General features: G+C 41.5%; 20 protein-coding genes. 18 read left to right on the forward strand and 2 right to left on the reverse strand.

The window, feature by feature from the left end:
- Positions 1-75: 75 nt before the first annotated feature.
- From MKL62_RS00840 to bfmS, 3 genes are read left to right on the forward strand one after another with little or no spacing between them, the layout of a single operon-like run.
- Entirely contained in the window at positions 76-282 is a 207-nt protein-coding gene (locus tag MKL62_RS00840) for a hypothetical protein (protein ID WP_000143214.1), read from the forward strand.
- On the forward strand, positions 279-995 hold the full coding sequence (gene bfmR, locus MKL62_RS00845; RefSeq protein ID WP_000076440.1) for a response regulator transcription factor BfmR: 717 nt from the start codon (positions 279-281) through the stop codon (positions 993-995). Before MKL62_RS00840 ends, bfmR begins: the two co-directional genes overlap by 4 nt.
- 32 nt (positions 996-1027) lie before the next feature.
- Positions 1028-2677 carry a sensor histidine kinase BfmS gene (gene bfmS, locus MKL62_RS00850; RefSeq protein WP_005129536.1) on the forward strand — a complete coding sequence of 550 codons (1650 nt, stop codon included), beginning with the start codon at positions 1028-1030 and terminating at the stop codon, positions 2675-2677.
- A 22-nt stretch (positions 2678-2699) separates the two neighbouring features.
- Here the strand turns inward: bfmS and MKL62_RS00855 are convergent, their stop codons facing one another.
- Together MKL62_RS00855 and MKL62_RS00860 are read right to left on the reverse strand one after the other, a co-directional pair.
- On the reverse strand, positions 2700-3053 hold the full coding sequence (locus tag MKL62_RS00855; RefSeq protein WP_001047855.1) for a hypothetical protein: 354 nt from the start codon (positions 3051-3053) through the stop codon (positions 2700-2702).
- A 92-nt stretch (positions 3054-3145) separates the two neighbouring features.
- Positions 3146-4567: a GGDEF domain-containing protein gene (locus tag MKL62_RS00860; RefSeq protein WP_001147027.1), complete on the reverse strand. Its 1422-nt coding sequence runs from the start codon at positions 4565-4567 to the stop codon at positions 3146-3148.
- A 427-nt stretch (positions 4568-4994) separates the two neighbouring features.
- Here MKL62_RS00860 and ndhC point away from each other — a divergent pair, with 427 nt between their 5' ends.
- From ndhC to MKL62_RS00935, 15 genes are all read left to right on the forward strand, one after another.
- On the forward strand, positions 4995-5546 hold the full coding sequence (ndhC, locus tag MKL62_RS00865; protein WP_001274550.1) for an NADH-quinone oxidoreductase subunit A: 552 nt from the start codon (positions 4995-4997) through the stop codon (positions 5544-5546).
- Positions 5547-5552: 6 nt separating this feature from the next.
- Positions 5553-6230 carry a NuoB/complex I 20 kDa subunit family protein gene (locus tag MKL62_RS00870; RefSeq protein WP_000878003.1) on the forward strand — a complete coding sequence of 226 codons (678 nt, stop codon included), beginning with the start codon at positions 5553-5555 and terminating at the stop codon, positions 6228-6230.
- A gap of 84 nt (positions 6231-6314) precedes the next feature.
- A complete protein-coding gene (nuoC, locus tag MKL62_RS00875; RefSeq protein ID WP_000852150.1) occupies positions 6315-8102 on the forward strand; it encodes an NADH-quinone oxidoreductase subunit C/D in 1788 nt (595 codons plus the stop codon).
- A 13-nt stretch (positions 8103-8115) separates the two neighbouring features.
- The gene (gene nuoE, locus MKL62_RS00880; protein WP_000973142.1) at positions 8116-8625 is read left to right on the forward strand and encodes an NADH-quinone oxidoreductase subunit NuoE; all 510 of its coding nucleotides are present in this window, start codon (positions 8116-8118) and stop codon (positions 8623-8625) included.
- Positions 8622-9953 carry an NADH-quinone oxidoreductase subunit NuoF gene (gene nuoF, locus MKL62_RS00885; protein WP_001091095.1) on the forward strand — a complete coding sequence of 444 codons (1332 nt, stop codon included), beginning with the start codon at positions 8622-8624 and terminating at the stop codon, positions 9951-9953. Before nuoE ends, nuoF begins: the two co-directional genes overlap by 4 nt.
- Before the next feature lie 11 nt (positions 9954-9964).
- A complete protein-coding gene (gene nuoG / locus MKL62_RS00890; RefSeq protein WP_000190957.1) occupies positions 9965-12649 on the forward strand; it encodes an NADH-quinone oxidoreductase subunit NuoG in 2685 nt (894 codons plus the stop codon).
- A gap of 3 nt (positions 12650-12652) precedes the next feature.
- Entirely contained in the window at positions 12653-13669 is a 1017-nt protein-coding gene (nuoH, locus tag MKL62_RS00895) for an NADH-quinone oxidoreductase subunit NuoH (RefSeq protein WP_001070989.1), read from the forward strand.
- 18 nt (positions 13670-13687) lie between these two features.
- Positions 13688-14230 carry an NADH-quinone oxidoreductase subunit NuoI gene (gene nuoI, locus MKL62_RS00900; protein WP_000276693.1) on the forward strand — a complete coding sequence of 181 codons (543 nt, stop codon included), beginning with the start codon at positions 13688-13690 and terminating at the stop codon, positions 14228-14230.
- On the forward strand, positions 14230-14748 hold the full coding sequence (gene nuoJ / locus MKL62_RS00905) for an NADH-quinone oxidoreductase subunit J (RefSeq protein WP_014205902.1): 519 nt from the start codon (positions 14230-14232) through the stop codon (positions 14746-14748). The genes nuoI and nuoJ overlap by 1 nt, the downstream gene beginning before the upstream one ends.
- A complete protein-coding gene (nuoK, locus tag MKL62_RS00910) occupies positions 14748-15056 on the forward strand; it encodes an NADH-quinone oxidoreductase subunit NuoK (protein ID WP_000529822.1) in 309 nt (102 codons plus the stop codon). Before nuoJ ends, nuoK begins: the two co-directional genes overlap by 1 nt.
- A complete protein-coding gene (gene nuoL, locus MKL62_RS00915; protein ID WP_000121137.1) occupies positions 15053-16942 on the forward strand; it encodes an NADH-quinone oxidoreductase subunit L in 1890 nt (629 codons plus the stop codon). Before nuoK ends, nuoL begins: the two co-directional genes overlap by 4 nt.
- A gap of 1 nt (position 16943) precedes the next feature.
- Entirely contained in the window at positions 16944-18542 is a 1599-nt protein-coding gene (nuoM, locus tag MKL62_RS00920; RefSeq protein ID WP_000429844.1) for an NADH-quinone oxidoreductase subunit M, read from the forward strand.
- 2 nt (positions 18543-18544) lie between these two features.
- A complete protein-coding gene (gene nuoN / locus MKL62_RS00925) occupies positions 18545-20041 on the forward strand; it encodes an NADH-quinone oxidoreductase subunit NuoN (RefSeq protein WP_001011955.1) in 1497 nt (498 codons plus the stop codon).
- Between the two features lie 100 nt (positions 20042-20141).
- Positions 20142-20777, forward strand: a complete 636-nt coding sequence (gene upp / locus MKL62_RS00930; protein ID WP_001007343.1) for a uracil phosphoribosyltransferase — start codon at positions 20142-20144, stop codon at positions 20775-20777.
- A 116-nt stretch (positions 20778-20893) separates the two neighbouring features.
- On the forward strand, positions 20894-21187 hold the full coding sequence (locus MKL62_RS00935; RefSeq protein WP_005129533.1) for a cold shock domain-containing protein: 294 nt from the start codon (positions 20894-20896) through the stop codon (positions 21185-21187).
- Positions 21188-21197: the final 10 nt, after the last annotated feature.

The raw sequence follows: 21197 nt of genomic DNA on the forward strand, positions 1-21197 counted from the left end.
AAACACTTGAGTGAATTTAAATTTAGTGAAGAAATAATTTGTTTAATATTCATACATAGGAAATATGAATAGATTATGACATTTAAGAACAATAAACAGATAATAAAAATACCTGAAAATTCAAAGATTAATAAAATGCAACAAAACATGGTTGTCATGTATCAGTTTGGTGAACGCCTACTTGTTTACAATGTAAACGTGTGTATATTGCAAATGATAAACGAATGTATCTGCAAGATTTTTAAGATACATGTAATGAGATTTATAGGGGCAATGATATGAGCCAAGAAGAAAAGTTACCAAAGATTCTGATCGTTGAAGACGACGAGCGTTTAGCGCGATTAACTCAAGAATATTTAATCCGTAATGGTTTGGAAGTTGGTGTAGAAACCGATGGTAACCGTGCAATTCGTCGTATTATTAGTGAGCAACCGGATCTTGTGGTCTTGGATGTCATGTTGCCGGGTGCAGATGGTTTAACCGTTTGTCGTGAAGTTCGCCCACACTATCATCAACCAATCTTAATGTTGACTGCACGTACTGAAGATATGGATCAGGTACTTGGTCTTGAAATGGGTGCAGACGATTATGTCGCGAAACCAGTTCAACCACGTGTATTATTAGCGCGTATTCGTGCTTTGTTACGCCGTACGGATAAAACTGTTGAAGATGAAGTTGCTCAACGTATTGAGTTTGACGACCTTGTCATCGACAATGGTGGCCGTTCGGTAACGTTGAACGGTGAGCTTGTTGACTTTACAAGTGCTGAATATGACTTGTTATGGTTGCTTGCATCAAATGCTGGCCGTATTTTATCGCGTGAAGATATCTTCGAACGTTTACGTGGTATCGAATACGATGGTCAAGACCGTTCAATTGACGTACGTATTTCACGTATTCGTCCAAAAATTGGCGATGATCCTGAAAATCCAAAACGTATTAAAACTGTACGTAGTAAAGGTTACTTGTTTGTTAAAGAAACCAATGGATTGTAAAATCTGATTAAACTTCCTATAAGGTTGGTCGAGTGTTTAAACACAGTATATTCCTGCGAATATATGCGGGGCTGGTAATTCTTGTTGTTTTGGTGGCTGTTTTTGGGTATTTACTGGTACAAATTATCAACTACCAACGCGCACAAGAATACCGAGAATCTTTAACTGATGGTATTTCTTATGTCATTAGTGAAGGAGTCGCTCGACAACCTGGGAAGCAGCAAAAAATAGATTGGATTTCTGACGCATCTGATTTGCTCGAACTTCCAATTTATTATACCGATGCAAGTAAGGTTGAGCTGTCTCGGACCGAGAAAAAGCGGATCGAAGCACAAAAATCTGTAGTTCGTTACGATGCAAGCAATAGCATTGCATATGTCATTATTGGCTTGCGTGACGACCCACAACATTACCTATCTATAAAAGTCGACAAAATCACTGAACGCCAAATGAAGGCTCTTCCTATTTTTGTGCTCGACTATTTAATGTTTTATCCGGGGCAGGAACAAGAATATCTTGCCAAGATTGAAAAGCATTTCTCATATCCGATCAATATTCAAAACATTCAAGATGTAAATCTGGATTCTGAACAGATTGGACGTTTGCGCCAAGACCAAAGTGTCATGTTGTACAAAGATAGTGCAACAGTGCGCGGTACAACCATTTCGATTGTGTCTCCAATACCGAATCATCCTGCGCAGGTGTTAGTGCTGGGTCCGGTTCCAATGTTTAACTGGATGCCTTTACAGCTTTCGGCGGGTATTACCTTATTTAGCTTATTCTTATTAAGTCTAGGTGTTTACGGTTTGATTTTGCCGTTAGAGCGCAAAATCCGTCAGGTGCGTTATGCATTAAACCGTATGAAATCGGGTGATTTGTCACTGCGTGTTCCTATTGAAGGAAGCGATGAAATGGCAAACTTGGCTTCAAGTTATAACAATATGTCTGACCATATTCAGCGTTTGATTGAGGCTCAACGTGAGTTAATGAGAGCGGTATCTCATGAGCTGAGAACGCCTGTGGCACGTATTCGCTTTGGTACAGAAATGTTAGCCGAAGAAGATGATTACAATCATCGTATGCATCAGGTCGACATGATTGATAAAGATATTGAAGCGCTCAATACCTTAATTGATGAAATCATGACTTATGCAAAACTAGAGCAGGGTACACCTTCACTAGATTTTGCAGAAATTGTACTCTTCGAAGTGTTGGATCAGGTTGCAGTTGAAACTGAGGCTTTAAAAACACAGAAAGAAATTGAACTTATTCCACCGCCTTTATATGTGAAAGTAGATGCAGAGCGTCGTTACCTTCACCGTGTTGTACAAAATCTGGTAGGTAATGCTGTTCGTTATTGTGATAACAAAGTTCGGATTACGGGCGGTATTCATAGTGATGGCATGGCTTTTGTCTGTGTCGAAGACGACGGACCGGGTATTCCTGAGCAAGACCGCAAACGTGTATTCGAAGCCTTTGCCCGTTTAGATGACAGTCGTACACGCGCATCTGGCGGTTATGGTTTGGGTCTCTCTATCGTAAGTCGTATTGCTTACTGGTTTGGTGGGGAAATTAAGGTAGATGAAAGTCCAAGTTTGGGAGGCGCACGCTTTATTATGACTTGGCCAGCACATCGCTTTAAACAACCGCCATTAAAGAGCAATAAAAAAGCACCTGCATAAGGTGCTTTTTTTATTGGTTCATTTATAACTGAGTTGCATCAGGTTCCAAAATAGGTTTGCCGCTTCTCAGGCTATTGAGTGCATCTGTATTAAAGTCAATCAAGAGCGAATTATTTTTAGCATCAATTTGATATTTTTGAATAAGAGGCTGATCCCCATTCAAAGTCTCAACTCTATATGAGTCTGCAATATGTAAAATGCCTTCTAGATTTGTTGTGGTTGATGCGAAATCTTGCCTAAAAATTTCATAGACATCTCGCAAGTCAAAAATGGCATTATCTGCATCTGGGTGTTTATGAATATAGCTTTCTATATGTCGCACCAGTAATTGTGCAAACAAGTAATAGTCTGGTTTATGCGTATATTCTAGATTCATGCATTTTTCTCCTTATTATCTGTTATTAGCATACATGGCAAAACAGAAGATATTGTATAAAATTCATTACACTAGATGATGACTTGGAAATATTACAAAGAAATAAAAACTCTATTACGCCCTTGGCGCTTTGCTTGATAGAGTGCATCGTCTGCTTCTTTAAACAAACTTTCAATAGAACGGTGATAGCTTGGAGAATATAAGCTAATACCAATACTTACCTGCACAAAGATGGGTAATTTGCCATATACATAAATCGGTTGCTGACTAATTTGAATGCGTATTCTTTCTGCGAGTTCAAAGGCAGCCTCTCTGGTGGTATCCGGAATAAAAATTGCGAATTCTTCTCCACCAAAACGTCCTAGTAAGTCATGAGGATGTAAAATATTTTGTATGGTCGTTACACAGGTCTGTAAGGCTCTATCCCCAATTAAGTGGCCATAACTATCATTCACTTTTTTAAAATGATCGACATCCAACATAAAAAATGCAGAGGTCTTATTTTCCTTTTGTACTTTTTCTTGGAGTAAGCGGACTGACTGTAAAAATTGGCGTCGAGTTAAACTCGAGGTGAGTTCATCATGGGCAATTGCATGTTGTAACTTCTGAATTAATTCAGAATGGAGTGCGCTAATACTGGAAACGGTAAGTGGCGCAACCGTCATCATGATCAGCCCTATACGTATAGAAATGGTATTGCCTAAATAGTCTTGCGGATACAGTAATAAATAATGCCCTGAGACATGATAAATAATATATGCACTGGTAAAGGATGTAATGAGAGCAACAATAATGGGTTTATAGCGGATAGCGCACCAGATTAATGCGGCGATGGGGTAGAGTAGGGAACCTGGACCCGAGTCGTAATAACTTACACCTATCGAAATTAAAACAGCGAATAAAGGTAAAAAATCAATCGCTTTGATATATATACGATTACCCTTAAGGTGGTTTTTTATTTTAAGGTAAGGGGGGATATTTAAAATAATGGGCAGCAACAATAAGGCATTTTGAAGCTCTGATGTAACCCAATAACCAAATTCGGCCCAAAAACTACCAATCATAAATTTGGTGTTAAACATAGGCACAAAAGTTGCTGCAAAAAAAGCACCGGTTATGCTGCCAATCCCGCATAGTGCAAATAAGAGTAAATAAGAATAGCCTTGATAAGCTGCTTTTATATGGCGATTAAACAATATTGCGAGTGCTAAAGTCGTTACTACATACAGGTAGTTGGATATCGTTAAAATAAGGGTGAGAAAAAGAGGTGTGCCATTAACTAAATCGGCAATCATGTAACCGGTAAAAGCACCGGCAAAACTACCTATTTGGCGAGTTTGTGGAAATCGAAGCAATAGGCCTAGAAATACCGAGTTAGCAGGCCAGAAAAAAGCAAGAAAACTAAGAGGACGAGATGCAATTCCAATAAAGCAACATAACGTAATAATGATGGTAAATAAGAGAAAAAATTTCAGGGAGGTAGAAAATGAAAATTCACGAAGTGAGTATGGCATCAGCTGCCCTTAATGATAAACACTCTTATCCAAGAGTAATAAAATATTAATGCATGATTAAACATTCATCATAATTCAGAGGGGAAGATGAATACAATAAAAAACCGATTAATATTATAAAAAAGTAAGGTGTTTAATTTGACCGATTGAGCAATTGTGCAAATAATATTAAAAATCAGAAAATGAAAAAAATCATTACAAGTGCGAAAACTATCAAATAAACCGATTATAAGCGGTGAAACCCCCTCTACAAGACATAGATGATTACTTTTGATTGGAAAATCATCCAAAAGACTAAGACGCTTCAACTAGCAAGGGAAATTAGAAATCAGGTACAATTGGCGGGATTAATTTTGTGTTTGGTGTATTTGAAGGCCAATACATACATTCTTTGTTAAATAATAGGCCTGCCAGGAGTTATCCCCGCATGAGTGCCATTACTCCATACGACTGGGCGATTATCGCCTTCGTGATCGGCGTTACATTTCTTTGCGTCTTTATGCTCACAGTTCCCTTACTCCTCGGGGGGAAATCGTGGGGACGTGCTAAGCAAGAGCAGTTTGAATCAGGTGTCGTGAGTGCTGGTGGCGCTCGCATTCGCCTGTCTGCAAAGTTCTATCTAGTTGCAATTTTCTTCGTTGTTTTCGACTTAGAGGCACTTTACCTCTATGCATGGTCTACTTCTGTGCGTGAAGTAGGATGGTTGGGTTATACCACTGTCGTAATCTTTGTCGTTGACCTATTAATTGCGCTTGTTTATGCCTTCTCTGTAGGTGCTTTAAGTTGGGCACCGGCAGATCGCCGTAAATTAGCAGGTGAGAAGATTAAAGTCGGTTCACCAACAATGAACATTGCTGAAATTACACGCTTTAACTCTATTGAAGAGCTCGTAACTGACCCTACAGGCCAGATTCCAGCCCAATCATCAGGTCGTGTTAAGTCAAAAACTACACCTGCATTGTCATCTGAAAAGGAGTAAGTCGGGATGAAATATACTCTGACCCGCGCGAATCCGGATGCTGATCAATATCCATTGCAAGATCGTCAAATTGTGACAGATCCACTTGAAGAGGAAGTGAATAAAAACGTATTCATGACTCGTTTAGAGGATGTCTTGCATACAGCAGTAAACTGGGGACGTAAAAACTCTTTGTGGCCATTTAACTTTGGTACATCATGTTGTTACGTTGAATATGCAACGACCTTAACAGGCGTGCATGACTTATCCCGTTTCGGTGCAGAGGTTATTCGTGCTTCACCTCGTCAGGCTGACTTGATGATTGTTGCAGGTACCTGCTTTGTAAAAATGGCTCCGGTTATCCAACGTTTGTATGAACAAATGTTAGAACCTAAATGGGTTATTTCAATGGGCGCTTGTGCAAACTCTGGAGGTATGTACGACATCTATTCAGTAGTACAAGGTGTAGACAAAATTATTCCTGTTGACGTGTACGTCCCAGGTTGTCCGCCTCGTCCTGAAGCATTAATCCAAGCATTAATGCTTTTACAAGACCAGATTCAATTAGAGCGACGCCCGCTTTCTGCCGTGATTGGTGATGATCTTCAGCCAGTGTATAAGCCAAAGATGATGCCAGAACGTGATCGTAAGAATGCGCAGCGTATTGCCGTTAAAAACTTACGCTCTATGGATGAGATTAAATAATTTTTTGACGGTGTTTTGACATATCTAACCGATATGTTCATCGAGAAAATTGACAGAATTTGTATTAAATAGGAAGCCAAGCCAATGGCTGAAACTGACATTGCTATGCCAGAATCAACACCAGTTGATTCACGCCCAGCATTTGCAATCGTAGAAGAGCTCAAAACCAAATTTGGTGAGAATTTCTATGTGCAGGCGACTTTTGAAGAGTTTCCAACAGTCTGGGTTGAGCGCGCACGCGTGCAAGAAGTCCTCATGTTCCTGCGTAAAGTGGAACGTCCTTATGTAATGCTGTTTGACTTATCAGCGATGGATGAGCGTTTACGCCAACATCGTGATGGTTTGCCAGCATCTGACTTCACTGTGTTCTATCATTTATTATCGCTTGAGCGTAATAGTGACATTCGTATCAAGGTTGCCTTGAACGAAAACGATCTTAACCTCCCGACAGCGACAAATATCTGGCCAAATGCCAACTGGTATGAACGTGAAGCTTACGATATGTTCGGTATCAATTTCGAAGGGCACCCAATGCTTCGTCGTATCTTGTTACCAACTTATTGGGAAGGTCACCCGCTTCGTAAAGAATATTCAGCACGTGCGACAGAATATACGCCGTACATGCAAGACAAAGCGAAGCAAGATTTCGAACAGGAACACTTACGCTTTGTTCCAGAAGACTGGGGTCTTAAGCGTGGTAACGCTGACGAAGACTTCATGTTCTTGAACTTGGGTCCTAACCATCCATCTGCGCACGGTGCATTCCGTATTGTATTGCAGTTAGACGGTGAAGAAGTGAAGGATTGTGTTCCTGATATCGGTTATCACCACCGCGGCGTGGAAAAGATGGCTGAGCGTCAAACATGGCACTCTTTCATTCCTTATACTGACCGTGTTGACTACTTGGGTGGTTGTGCGCAAAACATGCCATATGTCATGGCTGTTGAGCAGCTTGCTGGAATCAAAGTTCCTGAGCGTGCACAAGTGATCCGTGTCATGTTGAACGAATTGTTCCGTATTAATAACCACTTACTTTACTGTGGTACGGCAATTCAGGATGCCGGTGGTATGACACCAGTATTCTATATGTTCGCAGACCGTCAAAAAGTATACGACATCGTTGAAGCAATTACGGGTTACCGTATGCACCCGGCATGGTTCCGTATTGGTGGTACAGCACATGACCTTCCAAACAACTGGCAAAAACTTGTTAAAGAATTGCTAGATTGGATGCCAAAACGTTTGAACGAATACTACACAGCTGCATTTAAAAACTCTGTGTTTATTGGTCGTACACGTAATGTTGCTCAATACGATGCTAAATCTGCACTTGCATGGGGTGTAACCGGTACTGGTTTACGTGCAACAGGTATTGATTTCGACGTTCGTAAATATCGTCCATACAGTGGCTATGAAAACTTCGACTTCGAAGTTCCGGTTGAGTATGAAGGTGATGCGTACGCTCGTGTACTTGTTCACTTCCGTGAAATTGAACAATCACTCAAAATTATCAAACAGTGTTTGGATAACATGCCTTCTGGTCCATATAAAGCGGATCACCCATTGGCTGTTCCACCACCAAAAGATAAGACGTTACAAGATATTGAAACTTTGATTACGCACTTCTTGAGCGTGTCATGGGGTCCTGTCATGCCTGCTGGTGAAGCGTCATTCATGACTGAAGTTGTGAAAGGTGCAAGTACTTATTACTTGACTTCGGATAAGGCAACGATGAGTTATCGTACTCGTATCCGTACACCGACGTTTACTCACTTACAGCAAATTCCTTCAGTGATTAACGGCAGTTTAGTATCTGACTTAATCATTTATCTGGCGACCATTGACGTGGTTATGGCTGACGTGGATCGCTAAGAGGTAACGCAAAATGATGATTCTGACTGATAAAAAACCACGTGTGAATGTTGAAGGGATTTTGACTGCTGAAGAAATCCACGAAATTGAACATCACATTGGTCACTATCCATACCCACGTGCAGCTTCTTTAGATGCATTAAAGTGCGTACAGCGTCGTAATGGCTGGGTAGATGATGCTCAAATGAACGCCATCGCACAATTATTAACGATCAGTGTTGCAGATTTGGAAGGTGTAGCAACCTTCTACAACCGTATCTATCGCCAACCTGTAGGTCGCCACGTAATTTTGCTTTGTGACTCAATTGCTTGCTTCTTGATGGGTGCTGAAACACTTGCTGAAGCATTCCAACGCGAATTAGGTATTCAGTTTGGTCAAACGACACAAGATGGTCGTTTTACGCTGCTTCCAATTTGCTGTCTAGGCAACTGTGACAAAGGCCCAACGTTAATGATTGATGAAGATACTCACGGTTTAGTAGAAGTGACATCAATCAAACAGTTATTGGAGAAGTATGTATGAATACTGAACCAAAACCAATTTATGGCGACGGTAATCCGGAAACTCATCCACTGACTTGGCGTTTAAGCAAACAAGAATCAGTACGTAGTGCTGACGATTACGAAGCACTTGAAGGTTATGCCGGTTTTAAAAAAGCATTAGGTATGAAACCTGCTGAAGTGCTTGAAGTCATTAAAGCTGCAACTGTAAAAGGTCGCGGTGGTGCAGGCTTCCCTGCAGGGATCAAATGGTCTCTTATGGCACCAAATGATGGCGGTCCACGTTACTTGATCTGTAACGCCGATGAGATGGAACCAGGTACCTTTAAAGACCGTTTGTTGATGGAAAAACTTCCTCACCAATTGATCGAAGGTATGTTGATTGCAGGTTATACCCTAGAAGCAACTCAGGGTTATATCTTTATTCGTGGTGAATATATCGAGGCTGCACAATACCTAAATGAAGCGCTTGAGCAAATCCGCGCTAAAGGTTACTTAGGTGACAATATTTTAGGTTCTGGCTGGAACTTCGAGTTACACGTGCACACTGGTGCAGGTCGTTATATTTGTGGTGAAGAAACTGCATTGATTAACTCACTTGAAGGTCGCCGTGCTAACCCACGTACTAAACCACCATTCCCGCAAGTTGCTGGTGCATGGGGTCGCCCAACGATTGTGAACAACGTTGAAACTTATAACAACTTGCCAGCAATCATGCTTCGTGGTCCAGAATGGTATATCGGTTTATCAGCAGGTAAATCAAAAGATCCGGGCACAAAGATTTATGGTGCGTCAGGTAAAGTAAAATTCCCTGGTCTTTGGGAACTACCATTTGGTACGACTGCACGTGAAGTAATCGAAGAACATGCTGGTGGTATGCGTGATGGCTTGAAGCTTAAAGCATGGTTACCAGGCGGTGCGTCTACTGACTTTTTACCGGCAGATACCATTGATTTACCAATGGATGCTGAAACCATTATGAAAGCAGGTTCACGTTTAGGAACATGTTTATTAATGGTGGTAGACGAGACCCAATGTATGGTGTCGTTGACCCGTAATCTGGAAGAATTCTTTGCGCGTGAATCATGTGGCTGGTGTACACCTTGCCGTGATGGTTTGCCATGGGCTGTTAAAGCGCTTAAAGCACTTGAGACAGGTGAAGGTAAGAAAGAGGATATCGACCACTTACAAGAACTTACTCGTAAATTGTGGATTGGTAAGACTTTCTGTGCCCACGCACCAGGTGCGATGGAGCCGCTTATGGGCGCACTCAAACATTTCCGTAGCGAGTTTGAAGCGAAAGTGACTGATCGTCCTGTCGTGCAAACTAGCAACGTAGAACAAGCTTAAGGGATTCGACTATGGCTACAATTCATGTCGATGGAAAATCGTACGAAGTCAATGGATCAGAAAACTTGCTACAAGCATGTTTATCCCTTGGCATTGATATTCCGTATTTTTGTTGGCACCCATCCTTAGGTTCTGTTGGTTCATGTCGTCAATGTGCCGTAACTCAGTATGCAAATCCTGAAGATACGCGCGGACGTCTTGTGATGTCATGTATGACACCAGCATCTGACAATACCTATATTTCGATTGAAGACAAAGAAGCAGTAGATTTCCGTGAATCTATTGTTGAGTTCTTAATGACCAACCACCCACACGACTGTCCAGTGTGTGAAGAGGGTGGTCACTGTCATTTACAAGATATGACTGTAATGACAGGTCACGACCGTCGTCGCTATCGTTTTACTAAGCGTACACATTACAACCAAGAACTAGGCTCATTCATTGCACATGAAATGAACCGTTGTATTGCTTGTTACCGTTGTGTTCGTTACTACAAGGATTATGCAGGCGGTACAGACTTTGGTGTATATGCCAATGCATCACGTGTTTACTTTGGTCGTCCAGAATCAGGTACTTTAGAGTCTGAATTCTCTGGTAACTTGACTGAAGTATGTCCAACTGGCGTATTTACCGATAAGACTCATTCAGAGCGCTATAACCGTAAATGGGATATGCAATATGCACCAAGCGTGTGTCATGGCTGTTCTTCAGGTTGTAACATCTCTCCGGGTGAGCGTTATGGCGAAATCCGTCGTGTAGAAAACCGTTTCAATGGTTCGGTTAACCAATACTTCCTTTGTGACAAAGGCCGTTTTGGCACAGGTTATGTAAACCGTGCAGATCGTCCACGTCAACCTCAGTTCCGTAATGGCGAAACAGTAGCTACTGTTTCTGTTGACCAAGCGTTGGACCAAACAATTGCGAAACTTGAAGGTAAAAAAGTTCTAGGTATCGGTTCGCCACGTGCAAGCTTAGAATCAAATTACGCATTGCGTGAACTAGTGGGCCAAGCAAACTACTCAACAGGTGTTGCACAAAAAGAGCAAAGCCTCGTTGAACTTGCTGCTTCAATCATGCAAACAGAGGGTATTTACAACCCGAACATGCGTGAAATTGAAAGCTACGATGCAGTACTAATTTTGGGTGAAGATTTAACTCAAACTGCTCCACGTATGGCATTGTCAGTTCGTCAAGCTGCAAAAAATAAAGCTCGCGAAATGGCTGCAAAAACACGTACACCGGACTGGTTGGCTGAACCTGTACAACGTATTGGTCAGGAAGCGAAATCTCCGATCTATATCTTGGCTGCAACTCAAACTCGTCTTGCGGATGTTGCGACTGGTGAAGTTGTTGCATCACCAAATGATATTGCGCGTTTAGGTTTTGCAGTTGCTGCGGCAGTTAAAGGCGAAACAGTTAATGGTTTAGATGAGGATGCAAAAGCATTTGCTCAAACTATTGCCGACACTTTAAAAGCAGCAAACAAACCGTTAATTATTGCGGGTACGAGCTTGCAAGATGCTTCAATTATGGAAGCGGCAGCAGAGTTAACGCAAAACCTTGGCTCAAAAGCTGGTTTAAGCCTTGTTGTTCCTGAAGTGAACTCTATGGGCTTGGCATTATTTGGTGGCTTAAGCCTTGAACAAGCATTTGCTCAAGACTACGACACACTTGTTATTGTTGAAAATGACTTATTCCGTCGTTTACCGGCCGCTCAAGTTAAAGCAGCACTTGATAAAGCTGAAACAGTAATCGTGCTTGACCACAGTGAAACTGAAACTGTGAAACAGGCTGATATTGTACTTTCAGCAGCAAGCTTTGCTGAAGGTGATGGTACTGTCGTAAGCCAAGAAGGTCGTGCACAACGCTTCTACCAAGTTTACGATCCAAGCTACTACAAACCTGAATACGCGATTAAAGAATCTTGGCGTTGGTTGCATGCCATTGAAACTGGCCTTAAAGGCAAGCCAATTGATTGGACAGTACTTGACGACGTAATCGAAACAATCGTGAAGAACGTTCCGGTACTTGAAGCAATTCAAGATGTTGCGCCAGACGCTGGCTACCGTGTACATGGTTTGAAAATTGCTCGTGAACCACGTCGTTATTCTGGTCGTACAGCAATGCGTGCGCCTTTATCGGTTCATGAACCTAAACAACCGACAGATCCAGACTCAGCATTAACATTCTCTATGGAAGGTTATGTAGGTCCGCAAAAAGCTTCTTCGCTTGTACCATTTGCGTGGGCACCAGGTTGGAACTCTCCACAATCTTGGAACAAATACCAAGATGAAGTGGGTGGTCACTTAAAAGGTGGTGATTCAGGCGTTCGTTTATTCGACCGTTTAGCAAAACGTCCAGCACGTAGCTATGTTGCTCCAACAGCTGTAGTTGCAAATCCTGAAAGCTTCCGTCTTGTACCAATGCACCATATCTTTGGTTCTGGTGAATTCACAATTAAAACACCTGCAATGGAAACTCGTATTCCTGAAGCTGTGTTTGCTGTGGGCGAACAAGACGCAACACGTTTGAATCTACAAGAAGGCCAACGTATTACAGTAAAAGCAGGCGAAACAACTGTGAGCTTACCTGTACAAGTAATCGAATATTTACCTACAGGTTATATTGGTTACCCAGTTGGTTTAGCTCCGACAGTATCTTTAGCTGAACCTGTTTCAGTGGCATTAGGAGTGTAATTCATGAATCAAGAAATTATACGTCAAACGCCACTTTGGGCTGAGAACTGGCCAATTGCTTACGCTGTTGTTCAAGCAGTTGTGATTTTGCTTGTTGTTGTTCTTGTTGCAGCGTTGATGTCTTTCATTGAGCGTCGTTTGCTTGCTTGGTGGCAAGACCGTTATGGTCCAAACCGTGTTGGTCCTGGTGGTATGTTCCAGATCGTTGCCGACATGCTTAAGATCATGTTCAAAGAAGACTGGACACCAAAATTTGCTGATAAATTAACTTTCCGTTTAGCTCCGGCAGTTGCGATGGCAACTGCGGTGCTTTCGTTCATGGTTATTCCTGTAAGCCCTGCATTGGGTGTTGCGGACATGAGCATCGGTTTGTTGTTCTTTATGGCAATGGCTGGTATTGCGGTTTATGCAGTGTTATTCGGTGGTTGGTCATCAAATAACAAATATTCATTACTCGGTGGTTTGCGTTCAGCTGCTCAAACAATTTCTTATGAAGTGTTCTTGGGTATCTCGCTAATGGGTGTGGTTGCAATCGCTGGTTCATTTAACCTTCGTGAAATTGTTGAAGCTCAACGTGATGTTTGGTTCATCATTCCACAGTTCTTAGGTTTCTTGATTTTCGTTGTTGCAGGTGTTGCGGTAACTCACCGTCACCCATTTGACCAACCTGAAGCAGAACAAGAATTGGCCGAAGGTTACCATGTTGAATATGGCGGTATGAAATGGGGTATGTTCTTCGTTGCTGAATATGTAAACGTTGTACTTATCTCTGCATTGATCGTGACCTTATTCTTTGGTGGCTGGTTAGCTCCATTCAATTTAGAAATTCCATTTGTTCCACCAGTGTTCTGGTTTGTGATTAAAACAGCATTCTTCGTAATGATGTTTGTATTGGCACGTGGTTCTTTAATGCGTCCACGTTACGACCAAGTCATGAACTTCGGTTGGAAAATTTGTTTGCCGCTGGCGTTGGTTAACCTATTGGTAACTGGTGCTGTGATTCTGATGAATCAGGCCTAAGACAGCAGGGAGTACAAAATGTATAAAATTCTAGCTGGAGTTGGGTCAATCGTTCGGACGTTATTCATGGTATTTACCCATGGTTTCCGTAAACGTGACACAATTCTTTATCCAGAAGTACCAGCAGAGGAAATTGTACCACCTCGCTATCGTGGTCGTATTATCTTGACACGTGACCCGGATGGGGAAGAGCGTTGTGTGGCATGTAACCTTTGTGCGGTTGCATGTCCGGTTGGCTGTATTTCACTGCAAAAAGCTGAAAAAGAAGACGGACGTTGGTATCCGGAATTTTTCCGTATCAACTTCTCTCGTTGTATCTTCTGCGGTATGTGTGAAGAAGCATGTCCAACTACAGCGATTCAGCTAACTCCAGATTTCGAGTTGGGCGAATACGTACGTCAAGACCTCGTATATGAGAAAGAAAACTTGCTCATTTCAGGTCCAGGTAAATACCCAGACTATAACTTCTACCGTGTAACTGGTATGGCAATTAACGGTAAAGAGAAAGGTCAAGCACAAAAAGAAAGTGCACCAATCGATGTACGGAGTCTATTACCATGATGTGGCCGTTTTATTTGATGGCGCTCGTGGCCATCGTTTCTACGGTTCGTGTAGTGACTAACACGAACCCTGTACATGCATTGCTTAGTCTGATTGTTTCATTGCTTGCTGTTGCTGGTATTTTCATGATCGTAGGTGCGCCGTTTGCCGGCGCCCTCGAAATCATTGTTTATGCTGGTGCGATTATGGTCTTGTTCGTATTCGTTGTGATGATGCTTAACTTAGGGCAACACACAGTTGAACAAGAGCGTAAATGGCTTTCTTCAGATGCTTGGGCATATCCAGCACTCATGAGCTTTTTACTTGGCTTACTTTTAGTTTGGATGCTCGGTGGTGAATATACAACCATCTCTGCACCACTTGGAGCACAAGTAATTGGACCAAAAGTTGTTGGTCAAGCGCTCTTTACACACTATTTATTGTTGGTTGAAGTTGCCGCGATGTTATTGCTAGCAGCCCTTGTTGCAGCATACCACTTAGGTAAACGTGAACCAGGTGCAGAAGAGGAAAAAGAATAATGGGCCAGATCCCTTTAGAACATGGTTTGATTGTTGCAACCATTCTTTTTGCACTCGGTTTTTACGGTGTAATGGTGCGACGCAACCTTTTATTTATGTTAATGAGCCTTGAGATCATGATGAATGCTGCAGCGTTAGCATTCGTTCTTGCGGGTAGTGTATGGGCACAACCAGATGGACAAGTCATGTTCATTCTGATTTTAACCCTTGCTGCTGCAGAGGCGTGTATCGGTCTTGCGATTGTCCTTCAGTTCTATCATCGCTTCCATCATTTGGATGTGGATGCTGCTAGTGAGATGCGCGGATGAGTTATTTATATCTAACAGTATTATTTCCGCTAATCGGTTTTATTTTATTGGCGGCTGGGCGTGATAAGCTCTCTGAAAATGTTGCAGCAATTATTGGTGTAGGTTCTGTAGGTTTATCTGCATTATTTGCATTGATTGCTGGTATGGCATTTACCAGTAGCGGCCAGCAAGTTTTTGTTCAAAATCTTTGGACATGGTTCAATGTTGGTGGTTTCGCGCCTGGCATTAGCTTACATTTAGATGGCTTATCTTTACTCATGATGGGCATGATCACGGGTGTTGGTTTCCTAATCCACATCTTTGCATCATGGTACATGCGTGGTGAAGAAGGGTATGCGCGCTTCTTCTCTTACTTCAACCTGTTCGTTGCAAGCATGCTTTTGCTTGTGTTGGGTGACAACTTAGCGTTGTTATTCTTAGGTTGGGAAGGCGTAGGTCTATGCTCTTACTTGCTGATTGGTTTCTATTATGCAAATCCAGCAAATGGTTGGGCAGCGATCAAAGCATTTACAGTTACCCGTGTAGGTGACGTATTCTTACTTATCGCTTTATTCTTGCTTTACCAACAATTTGGTACGCTTAATACTCAGTACATCGTTGAACACGCAGCAGAAGTAATGACGAAGAGTTCGTCACTTACCATCTGGACTGCATTAATGTTGTTCTTGGGTGCTGCTGGTAAATCTGCACAAATTCCATTGCAAACATGGTTAGCAGATGCGATGGCAGGTCCTACACCTGTTTCTGCATTAATCCACGCAGCAACAATGGTAACAGCTGGTGTGTACTTATGCTGTCGTCTATTCAGCGTATTTGAACTTGCGCCTGAAGTGATGCAATTCATTTCGGTAACAGGTGCTGTAACTTTATTAGTTGCAGGCTTTGCTGCTCTCGTACAAACAGACATCAAACGTATTTTAGCTTACTCAACTATGAGTCAGCTTGGTTATATGTTTATGGCTGTAGGTGCAGAAGCGTATCAAGCTGGCTTGTTCCACATGTTGGCTCACGCATTCTTCAAAGCATTATTATTCTTGTCTTCTGGTGCAGTTATTCTTGCTTACCATCACGAACAAAATATTTTCAAAATGGGTGGTTTGTTCTACAAAAACAAATTCCTATTTGCATGTTTTGCGATTGGTGGCGGTGCATTAGCGGCTATCCCATTCTTAACTATCGGCTTCTTCTCTAAAGACGCGATTCTCGGTGAGGTTTGGGTACAAGGTCAATCGATTGCTTTATATAACAGCTTATATTGGGCTGGTGTAGCAGGTGCATTCCTGACTTCAATCTATACCTTCCGTTTAATCTGGGTTGTATTCTTCGGTAAAGAAAATACACATTACCATGAGATTAAAGGTGCTACTTACTGGGCTCCATTAGGTATTTTAGCTGTATTGTCTACTTTTGTGGGTGCTGCATTAAAAGCTCCGGTAGCAAATATTTTGAATACGGCAAAAATTCCTGAATTCCATGTTGCTGAACAATTTGTTGAAGGCATGCATGGGGCAGAGCATTTAGCAGTAGGTATCGCGCTTGTTGGTTTAGCTGTTGGTATTGGTCTATTTGCATTTGCTTACGGTGCAGTAAAATCGTTTGCAAAAACAAGTCTTGGTGCTGGCTTAGCTCATATTTGTCGTACTGCATTTGGTTTCGATGCGTTGTATGACATCGTTTTTGTTAAACCTTATTTATTCTTCGCCAAACTATTTGGTCGTGATCCGATTGACAGCTTATGGCTTGTTCTTCCTGCGCTTGTTAAAGGCGGAAACAGTTTCACAAGCTCACGTCAAACAGGTTCATTGCGTGAATACGCATCAAGCATGTCACTCGGTGTAGTGGTGTTATTGATGATCTTGATCGTTATTCAGGTAGTGGGGAAATAAAATGGAAAACAATTTAATTTTACCCGCGCTGATCCTTGTTCCGTTCATTGCAGGTTTTACTTGTTGGTTAGTCGATAAACTCGACAAAACTTTGCCACGCTGGATCGCCTTAATTGGTATGCTCATCACGTTGGGCTTAGGTCTTGCGCTTTGGCAAAGTGGTACTTATAGCTACGAGTTAGGCTCAAAAGTCCCAACTTGGACAGCTGAGTTTTATTTACCGTGGATTCAATCTCTCGGTATTGGCATTCACCTAGCAGTGGATGGCTTGTCTTTACTCATGGTGTTATTAACAGCTTTACTTGGTGTACTTGCTGTTGGTTGTTCATGGGGTGAGATCCAAAAGAATGTTGGTTTCTTCCACTTAAACTTGTTATGGAGTTTAGGGGGCGTTATCGGCGTGTTCTTGGCAATTGATTTGTTCCTATTCTTCTTCTTCTGGGAGATGATGCTTGTACCAATCTACTTCTTGATTGCGTTATGGGGTCATAAGGGTTCAAACGGTCGTTCACGTGTTTACGCTGCAACCAAGTTCTTCTTATATACGCAAATCGCTGGTTTAGTAATGTTAATCGGTATCCTTGGCCTTGTGGTTTATGGTTACATGATGACTGGTATGATCGGTTTTGATTACAACTATTTATTAGCTGTAGCGAATCGTTTACCTGCTGGCTTCGCGTATGGTTTCATGATCTGCTTCTTTATTGGTTTTGCAGTGAAGTTACCAGTTTTCCCATTGCATGGCTGGTTACCGGATGCCCATGCTCAAGCACCTACAGCGGGTTCTGTAGACTTGGCTGGTATCTTGATTAAAACAGCAGCGTACGGTTTGCTTCGTTTTGTAATTCCATTCTTCCCGGCAGCTTCTGCACAGTTTGCAGATATTGCAATTATTTTCGGTTTGATTGGTATTTTCTACGGCGCGTGGTGTGCTTACCAGCAAACTGACATGAAACGTTTACTTGCGTATACGTCGATTTCACATATGGGCTTCGTTTTACTTGCTATTTATGCAGGTAATATTTTGACCTTCCAAGGTTTAATGATCATGATGTTGGCACATGGTTTGTCATCAGCTGCATTGTTCATTATGTCTGGTCAAATCTACGAGCGCTTACATACACGTGATTTACGTTTGATGGGTGGTCTTCGTGGTCAGCTCCAGTATTTACCGTTCTTCTTAATGTTCTTCGTCGCAGCTCTTGTTGGTGTGCCAGGTTTAGGTAACTTTATTGGTGAATTCCTGATTTTGATGGGTTCATTTAATAAATATCCTGTATTCACGATCATTGCTTCTATCAGCCTTGTATTTGCAGGTTTGTATGGTTTGATCTTGATTCACCGTGCTTTGTTTGGTGAACCAAACTCTGAACAAAAGCAACACTACACTAGTCCATTAAAAGACTTATCTGCTCGTGAAGTTAGTATTTTGATGATTTGTGCGATTGGTCTCGTTTGGCTTGGTATCTATCCACAAACATTCTTGGATGTATCTCATTCAAGCATGCAGTGGTTGGTCAATAGTTATGTACCAGTACAAGAAGTCGTTGAAACTGTTCAGCAAACAGCTACTCAACTTGACCATGTGGAGATCCAATAATCATGAACTTCACAGTATCATTTTCTACGCTTATGCCTTTAGCACCGGTGATGATTGTTGCTTTGACAGCAGTCGTCGTCATGCTGTTAATTTCAATTAAGCGTAACCATAATTTAATCGCAACAACCTCTGTTGTCGGTTTAAACCTTGCTGCACTTTATATCTTGTTAGAATTATTTGGCGGTAAATTTGTGCCGGCAAATGTGATGGGCATGTTTATGGTTGATCCATTTACTATGTTCTATCAATTCATGATTTTAGTTGCATCATTGGCTTGCTGTACTTTGTCTCATGCATATATTGAGACTTATAAAGACAACCGCGAAGAACTCTATCTTCTGTTACTTGCTTCTGTAGCAGGTGCAATGTTGATGGTTGCAAGTTCACACTATGCATCATTCTTCATTAGCCTTGAGTTAATGTCGATTCCTGTATACGGCTTACTTGCTTATACATATCAACGTAGTCAGTCGCTTGAAGCAGGGATTAAGTATCTTGTGCTTTCTGCAACAGCTTCTGCAATGTTGTTGATGGGTATGGCGTATATCTACGCTTATACTGGTTCACTTTCATTCTATGATTCTGTACAAGCTTTATTTGGCGCAATCAAACAGCCAATGGTGTTATTAGGTTTAGCACTCATTATTTTTGCTGTTGCATTCAAATTGTCGCTTGCGCCGTTCCATAAATGGACACCGGATGTATATGCAGGTGCGCCGGCTCCAATGGCAACGTTCTTGGCGACTGCAGCTAAAGTTGCAACAATTGGTTTGTTCGTACGTTATTTGCTTGCTTCTGGCGCAATTATGGTGAATTCGCTAGTGACCGTTTTGACAATCATTGCCGTATTGTCAATTTTAGTCGGTAACTTGCTTGCTGTTCGTCAGGTCAACTTAAAGCGTATTTTGGGTTATTCATCTATTGCTCACTTTGGTTATTTGTTAATTGCTTTAATCAGCATGACATATGCAAGCTTGGGCAGCGTAACTGTGTATGTGGTGACTTATGTATTAACGACTATTGGTGCTTTTGGTGCAGTAGCGTTAATGTCTAGCCCATATAACAACGTAGATGAAGCGCAAAGCCTTGCAGACTACCGTGGTTTGTTCTGGCGCCGTCCAGTACTTACAGCAACATTAACAGTCATGATGTTATCTTTGGCTGGTATTCCATTAACAGCAGGCTTCATTGGTAAGTTCTTGGTTGTTATGGCTGCTGTAACAACTCAACACTGGTTCTTAGCTGCAATGATTATTGTGGGTAGTGGTATTGGTTTGTATTACTACTTACGTGTGATGGTTGTTATGTATATGACTCCACCTGAAACTCCTCGTATTGATGCTGATGCACATTGGGGACAAAAAGTGGGTGGTTTAATGGTATTGGCTGCTGCTGCATTAGTTATTATTTTGGGTGTTTATCCAGATCCAATGATTAATTTGGCATTAAAAGCAGAAATTTTATCTCCATTACATTTCATGCTTTCTCAGCAACAATAATTCTTGTGTACAAAAAAGCCTCCAAATATGGAGGCTTTTTTTTATTGATAGTTAAAAAAAGATTATAATAAATACGTTTTTATATTTTTAGGTAACATCTGTGGCCATTCAAGAAATTCGTCACCCACTTATTCGTCATAAATTAGGTTTATTACGTCGTGCTGACATCAGTACCAAGAATTTCCGTGAGCTTGCTCAGGAAGTGACTATGTTATTGACATATGAAGCGACGAAAGACTTACCAGTTGTGGATTGTGAGATTGAAGGTTGGGCTGGCAATGTTACTACTCAGCGTATCGCGGGTAAAAAAATAACGATTGTACCGATTTTGCGTGCAGGTATCGGTATGCTTGATGGTGTGCTTAACCTAATTCCAAGTGCAAAAGTAAGTGTGTTAGGGCTTGAGCGTGATGAAGCAACTCTAGAAGTACGTACTTACTATAAAAAGTTAGTTCCTGATGTCGCTAACCGTATTGCCATGATCATTGATCCAATGTTGGCAACAGGTAATTCTTTAGTTGCTGCTATTGATGTATTAAAGGCAAGTGGATGCAAAGATATCCGTGTTATGGTGCTAGTTGCAGCACCTGAAGGAATTGCGAAAGTAGAGGCAGCACATCCTGATATTCAGCTTTATACTGCATCTATTGATAATGGCTTAAATGAACATGGTTATATTGTTCCAGGTTTAGGCGATGCTGGTGACAAGATTTTTGGTAGTGTTCAAAAAGACTAATTTTTGAAATAAAGATAAAAAGAGACTTCATTAAGCCGTATAACTTTTAAGAACGGAAATGAAAGTCTCTTTTTATTTACTACAGTAATTGCATTGGGAAAGTAGGGTGAAAAATCATGAAGCAAGAGTTTTATACTGGAAGGGTAAAACAATATAACGCCGATAAAGGGTTTGGTTTTATTTCGACGACTGAAGGAGATATTTTCTTTCATATTTCTGATTTCCCTGCATCCGAAGGTGAACCGAAAAGAAATGAAAAAGTGAGATTTCTTGCTGCAGATAATCGAGGAAAATTTAAAGCTATTAAGATTGAGCGTATCGATCCTAATCCTGCGAAGAGTAAGAAAACTAAAATTGCTGATCACAATAAAGCGATCACAAGTGAGTTATTGTCTAATTTCCGACGCTAATGAATGTGAA

The organism is Acinetobacter sp. AOR01_HL (assembly GCF_027855455.1).
In the GTDB taxonomy this organism is placed as follows: domain Bacteria; phylum Pseudomonadota; class Gammaproteobacteria; order Pseudomonadales; family Moraxellaceae; genus Acinetobacter; species Acinetobacter baumannii.

What these genes read in the sequence shown, in the direction of transcription:
- MKL62_RS00840 (WP_000143214.1), top strand. Translation starts at nt 76, where the DNA reads ATGACATTTAAGAACAATAAACAGATAATAAAAATACCTGAAAATTCA.
- bfmR (WP_000076440.1), top strand. Translation starts at nt 279, where the DNA reads ATGAGCCAAGAAGAAAAGTTACCAAAGATTCTGATCGTTGAAGACGAC.
- MKL62_RS00855 (WP_001047855.1), bottom strand. Translation starts at nt 3,053, where the DNA reads ATGAATCTAGAATATACGCATAAACCAGACTATTACTTGTTTGCACAA.
- MKL62_RS00860 (WP_001147027.1), bottom strand. Translation starts at nt 4,567, where the DNA reads ATGCCATACTCACTTCGTGAATTTTCATTTTCTACCTCCCTGAAATTT.
- ndhC (WP_001274550.1), top strand. Translation starts at nt 4,995, where the DNA reads ATGAGTGCCATTACTCCATACGACTGGGCGATTATCGCCTTCGTGATC.
- MKL62_RS00870 (WP_000878003.1), top strand. Translation starts at nt 5,553, where the DNA reads ATGAAATATACTCTGACCCGCGCGAATCCGGATGCTGATCAATATCCA.
- nuoC (WP_000852150.1), top strand. Translation starts at nt 6,315, where the DNA reads ATGGCTGAAACTGACATTGCTATGCCAGAATCAACACCAGTTGATTCA.
- nuoE (WP_000973142.1), top strand. Translation starts at nt 8,116, where the DNA reads ATGATGATTCTGACTGATAAAAAACCACGTGTGAATGTTGAAGGGATT.
- nuoF (WP_001091095.1), top strand. Translation starts at nt 8,622, where the DNA reads ATGAATACTGAACCAAAACCAATTTATGGCGACGGTAATCCGGAAACT.
- nuoG (WP_000190957.1), top strand. Translation starts at nt 9,965, where the DNA reads ATGGCTACAATTCATGTCGATGGAAAATCGTACGAAGTCAATGGATCA.
- nuoH (WP_001070989.1), top strand. Translation starts at nt 12,653, where the DNA reads ATGAATCAAGAAATTATACGTCAAACGCCACTTTGGGCTGAGAACTGG.
- nuoI (WP_000276693.1), top strand. Translation starts at nt 13,688, where the DNA reads ATGTATAAAATTCTAGCTGGAGTTGGGTCAATCGTTCGGACGTTATTC.
- nuoJ (WP_014205902.1), top strand. Translation starts at nt 14,230, where the DNA reads ATGTGGCCGTTTTATTTGATGGCGCTCGTGGCCATCGTTTCTACGGTT.
- nuoK (WP_000529822.1), top strand. Translation starts at nt 14,748, where the DNA reads ATGGGCCAGATCCCTTTAGAACATGGTTTGATTGTTGCAACCATTCTT.
- nuoL (WP_000121137.1), top strand. Translation starts at nt 15,053, where the DNA reads ATGAGTTATTTATATCTAACAGTATTATTTCCGCTAATCGGTTTTATT.
- nuoM (WP_000429844.1), top strand. Translation starts at nt 16,944, where the DNA reads ATGGAAAACAATTTAATTTTACCCGCGCTGATCCTTGTTCCGTTCATT.
- nuoN (WP_001011955.1), top strand. Translation starts at nt 18,545, where the DNA reads ATGAACTTCACAGTATCATTTTCTACGCTTATGCCTTTAGCACCGGTG.
- MKL62_RS00935 (WP_005129533.1), top strand. Translation starts at nt 20,894, where the DNA reads ATGAAGCAAGAGTTTTATACTGGAAGGGTAAAACAATATAACGCCGAT.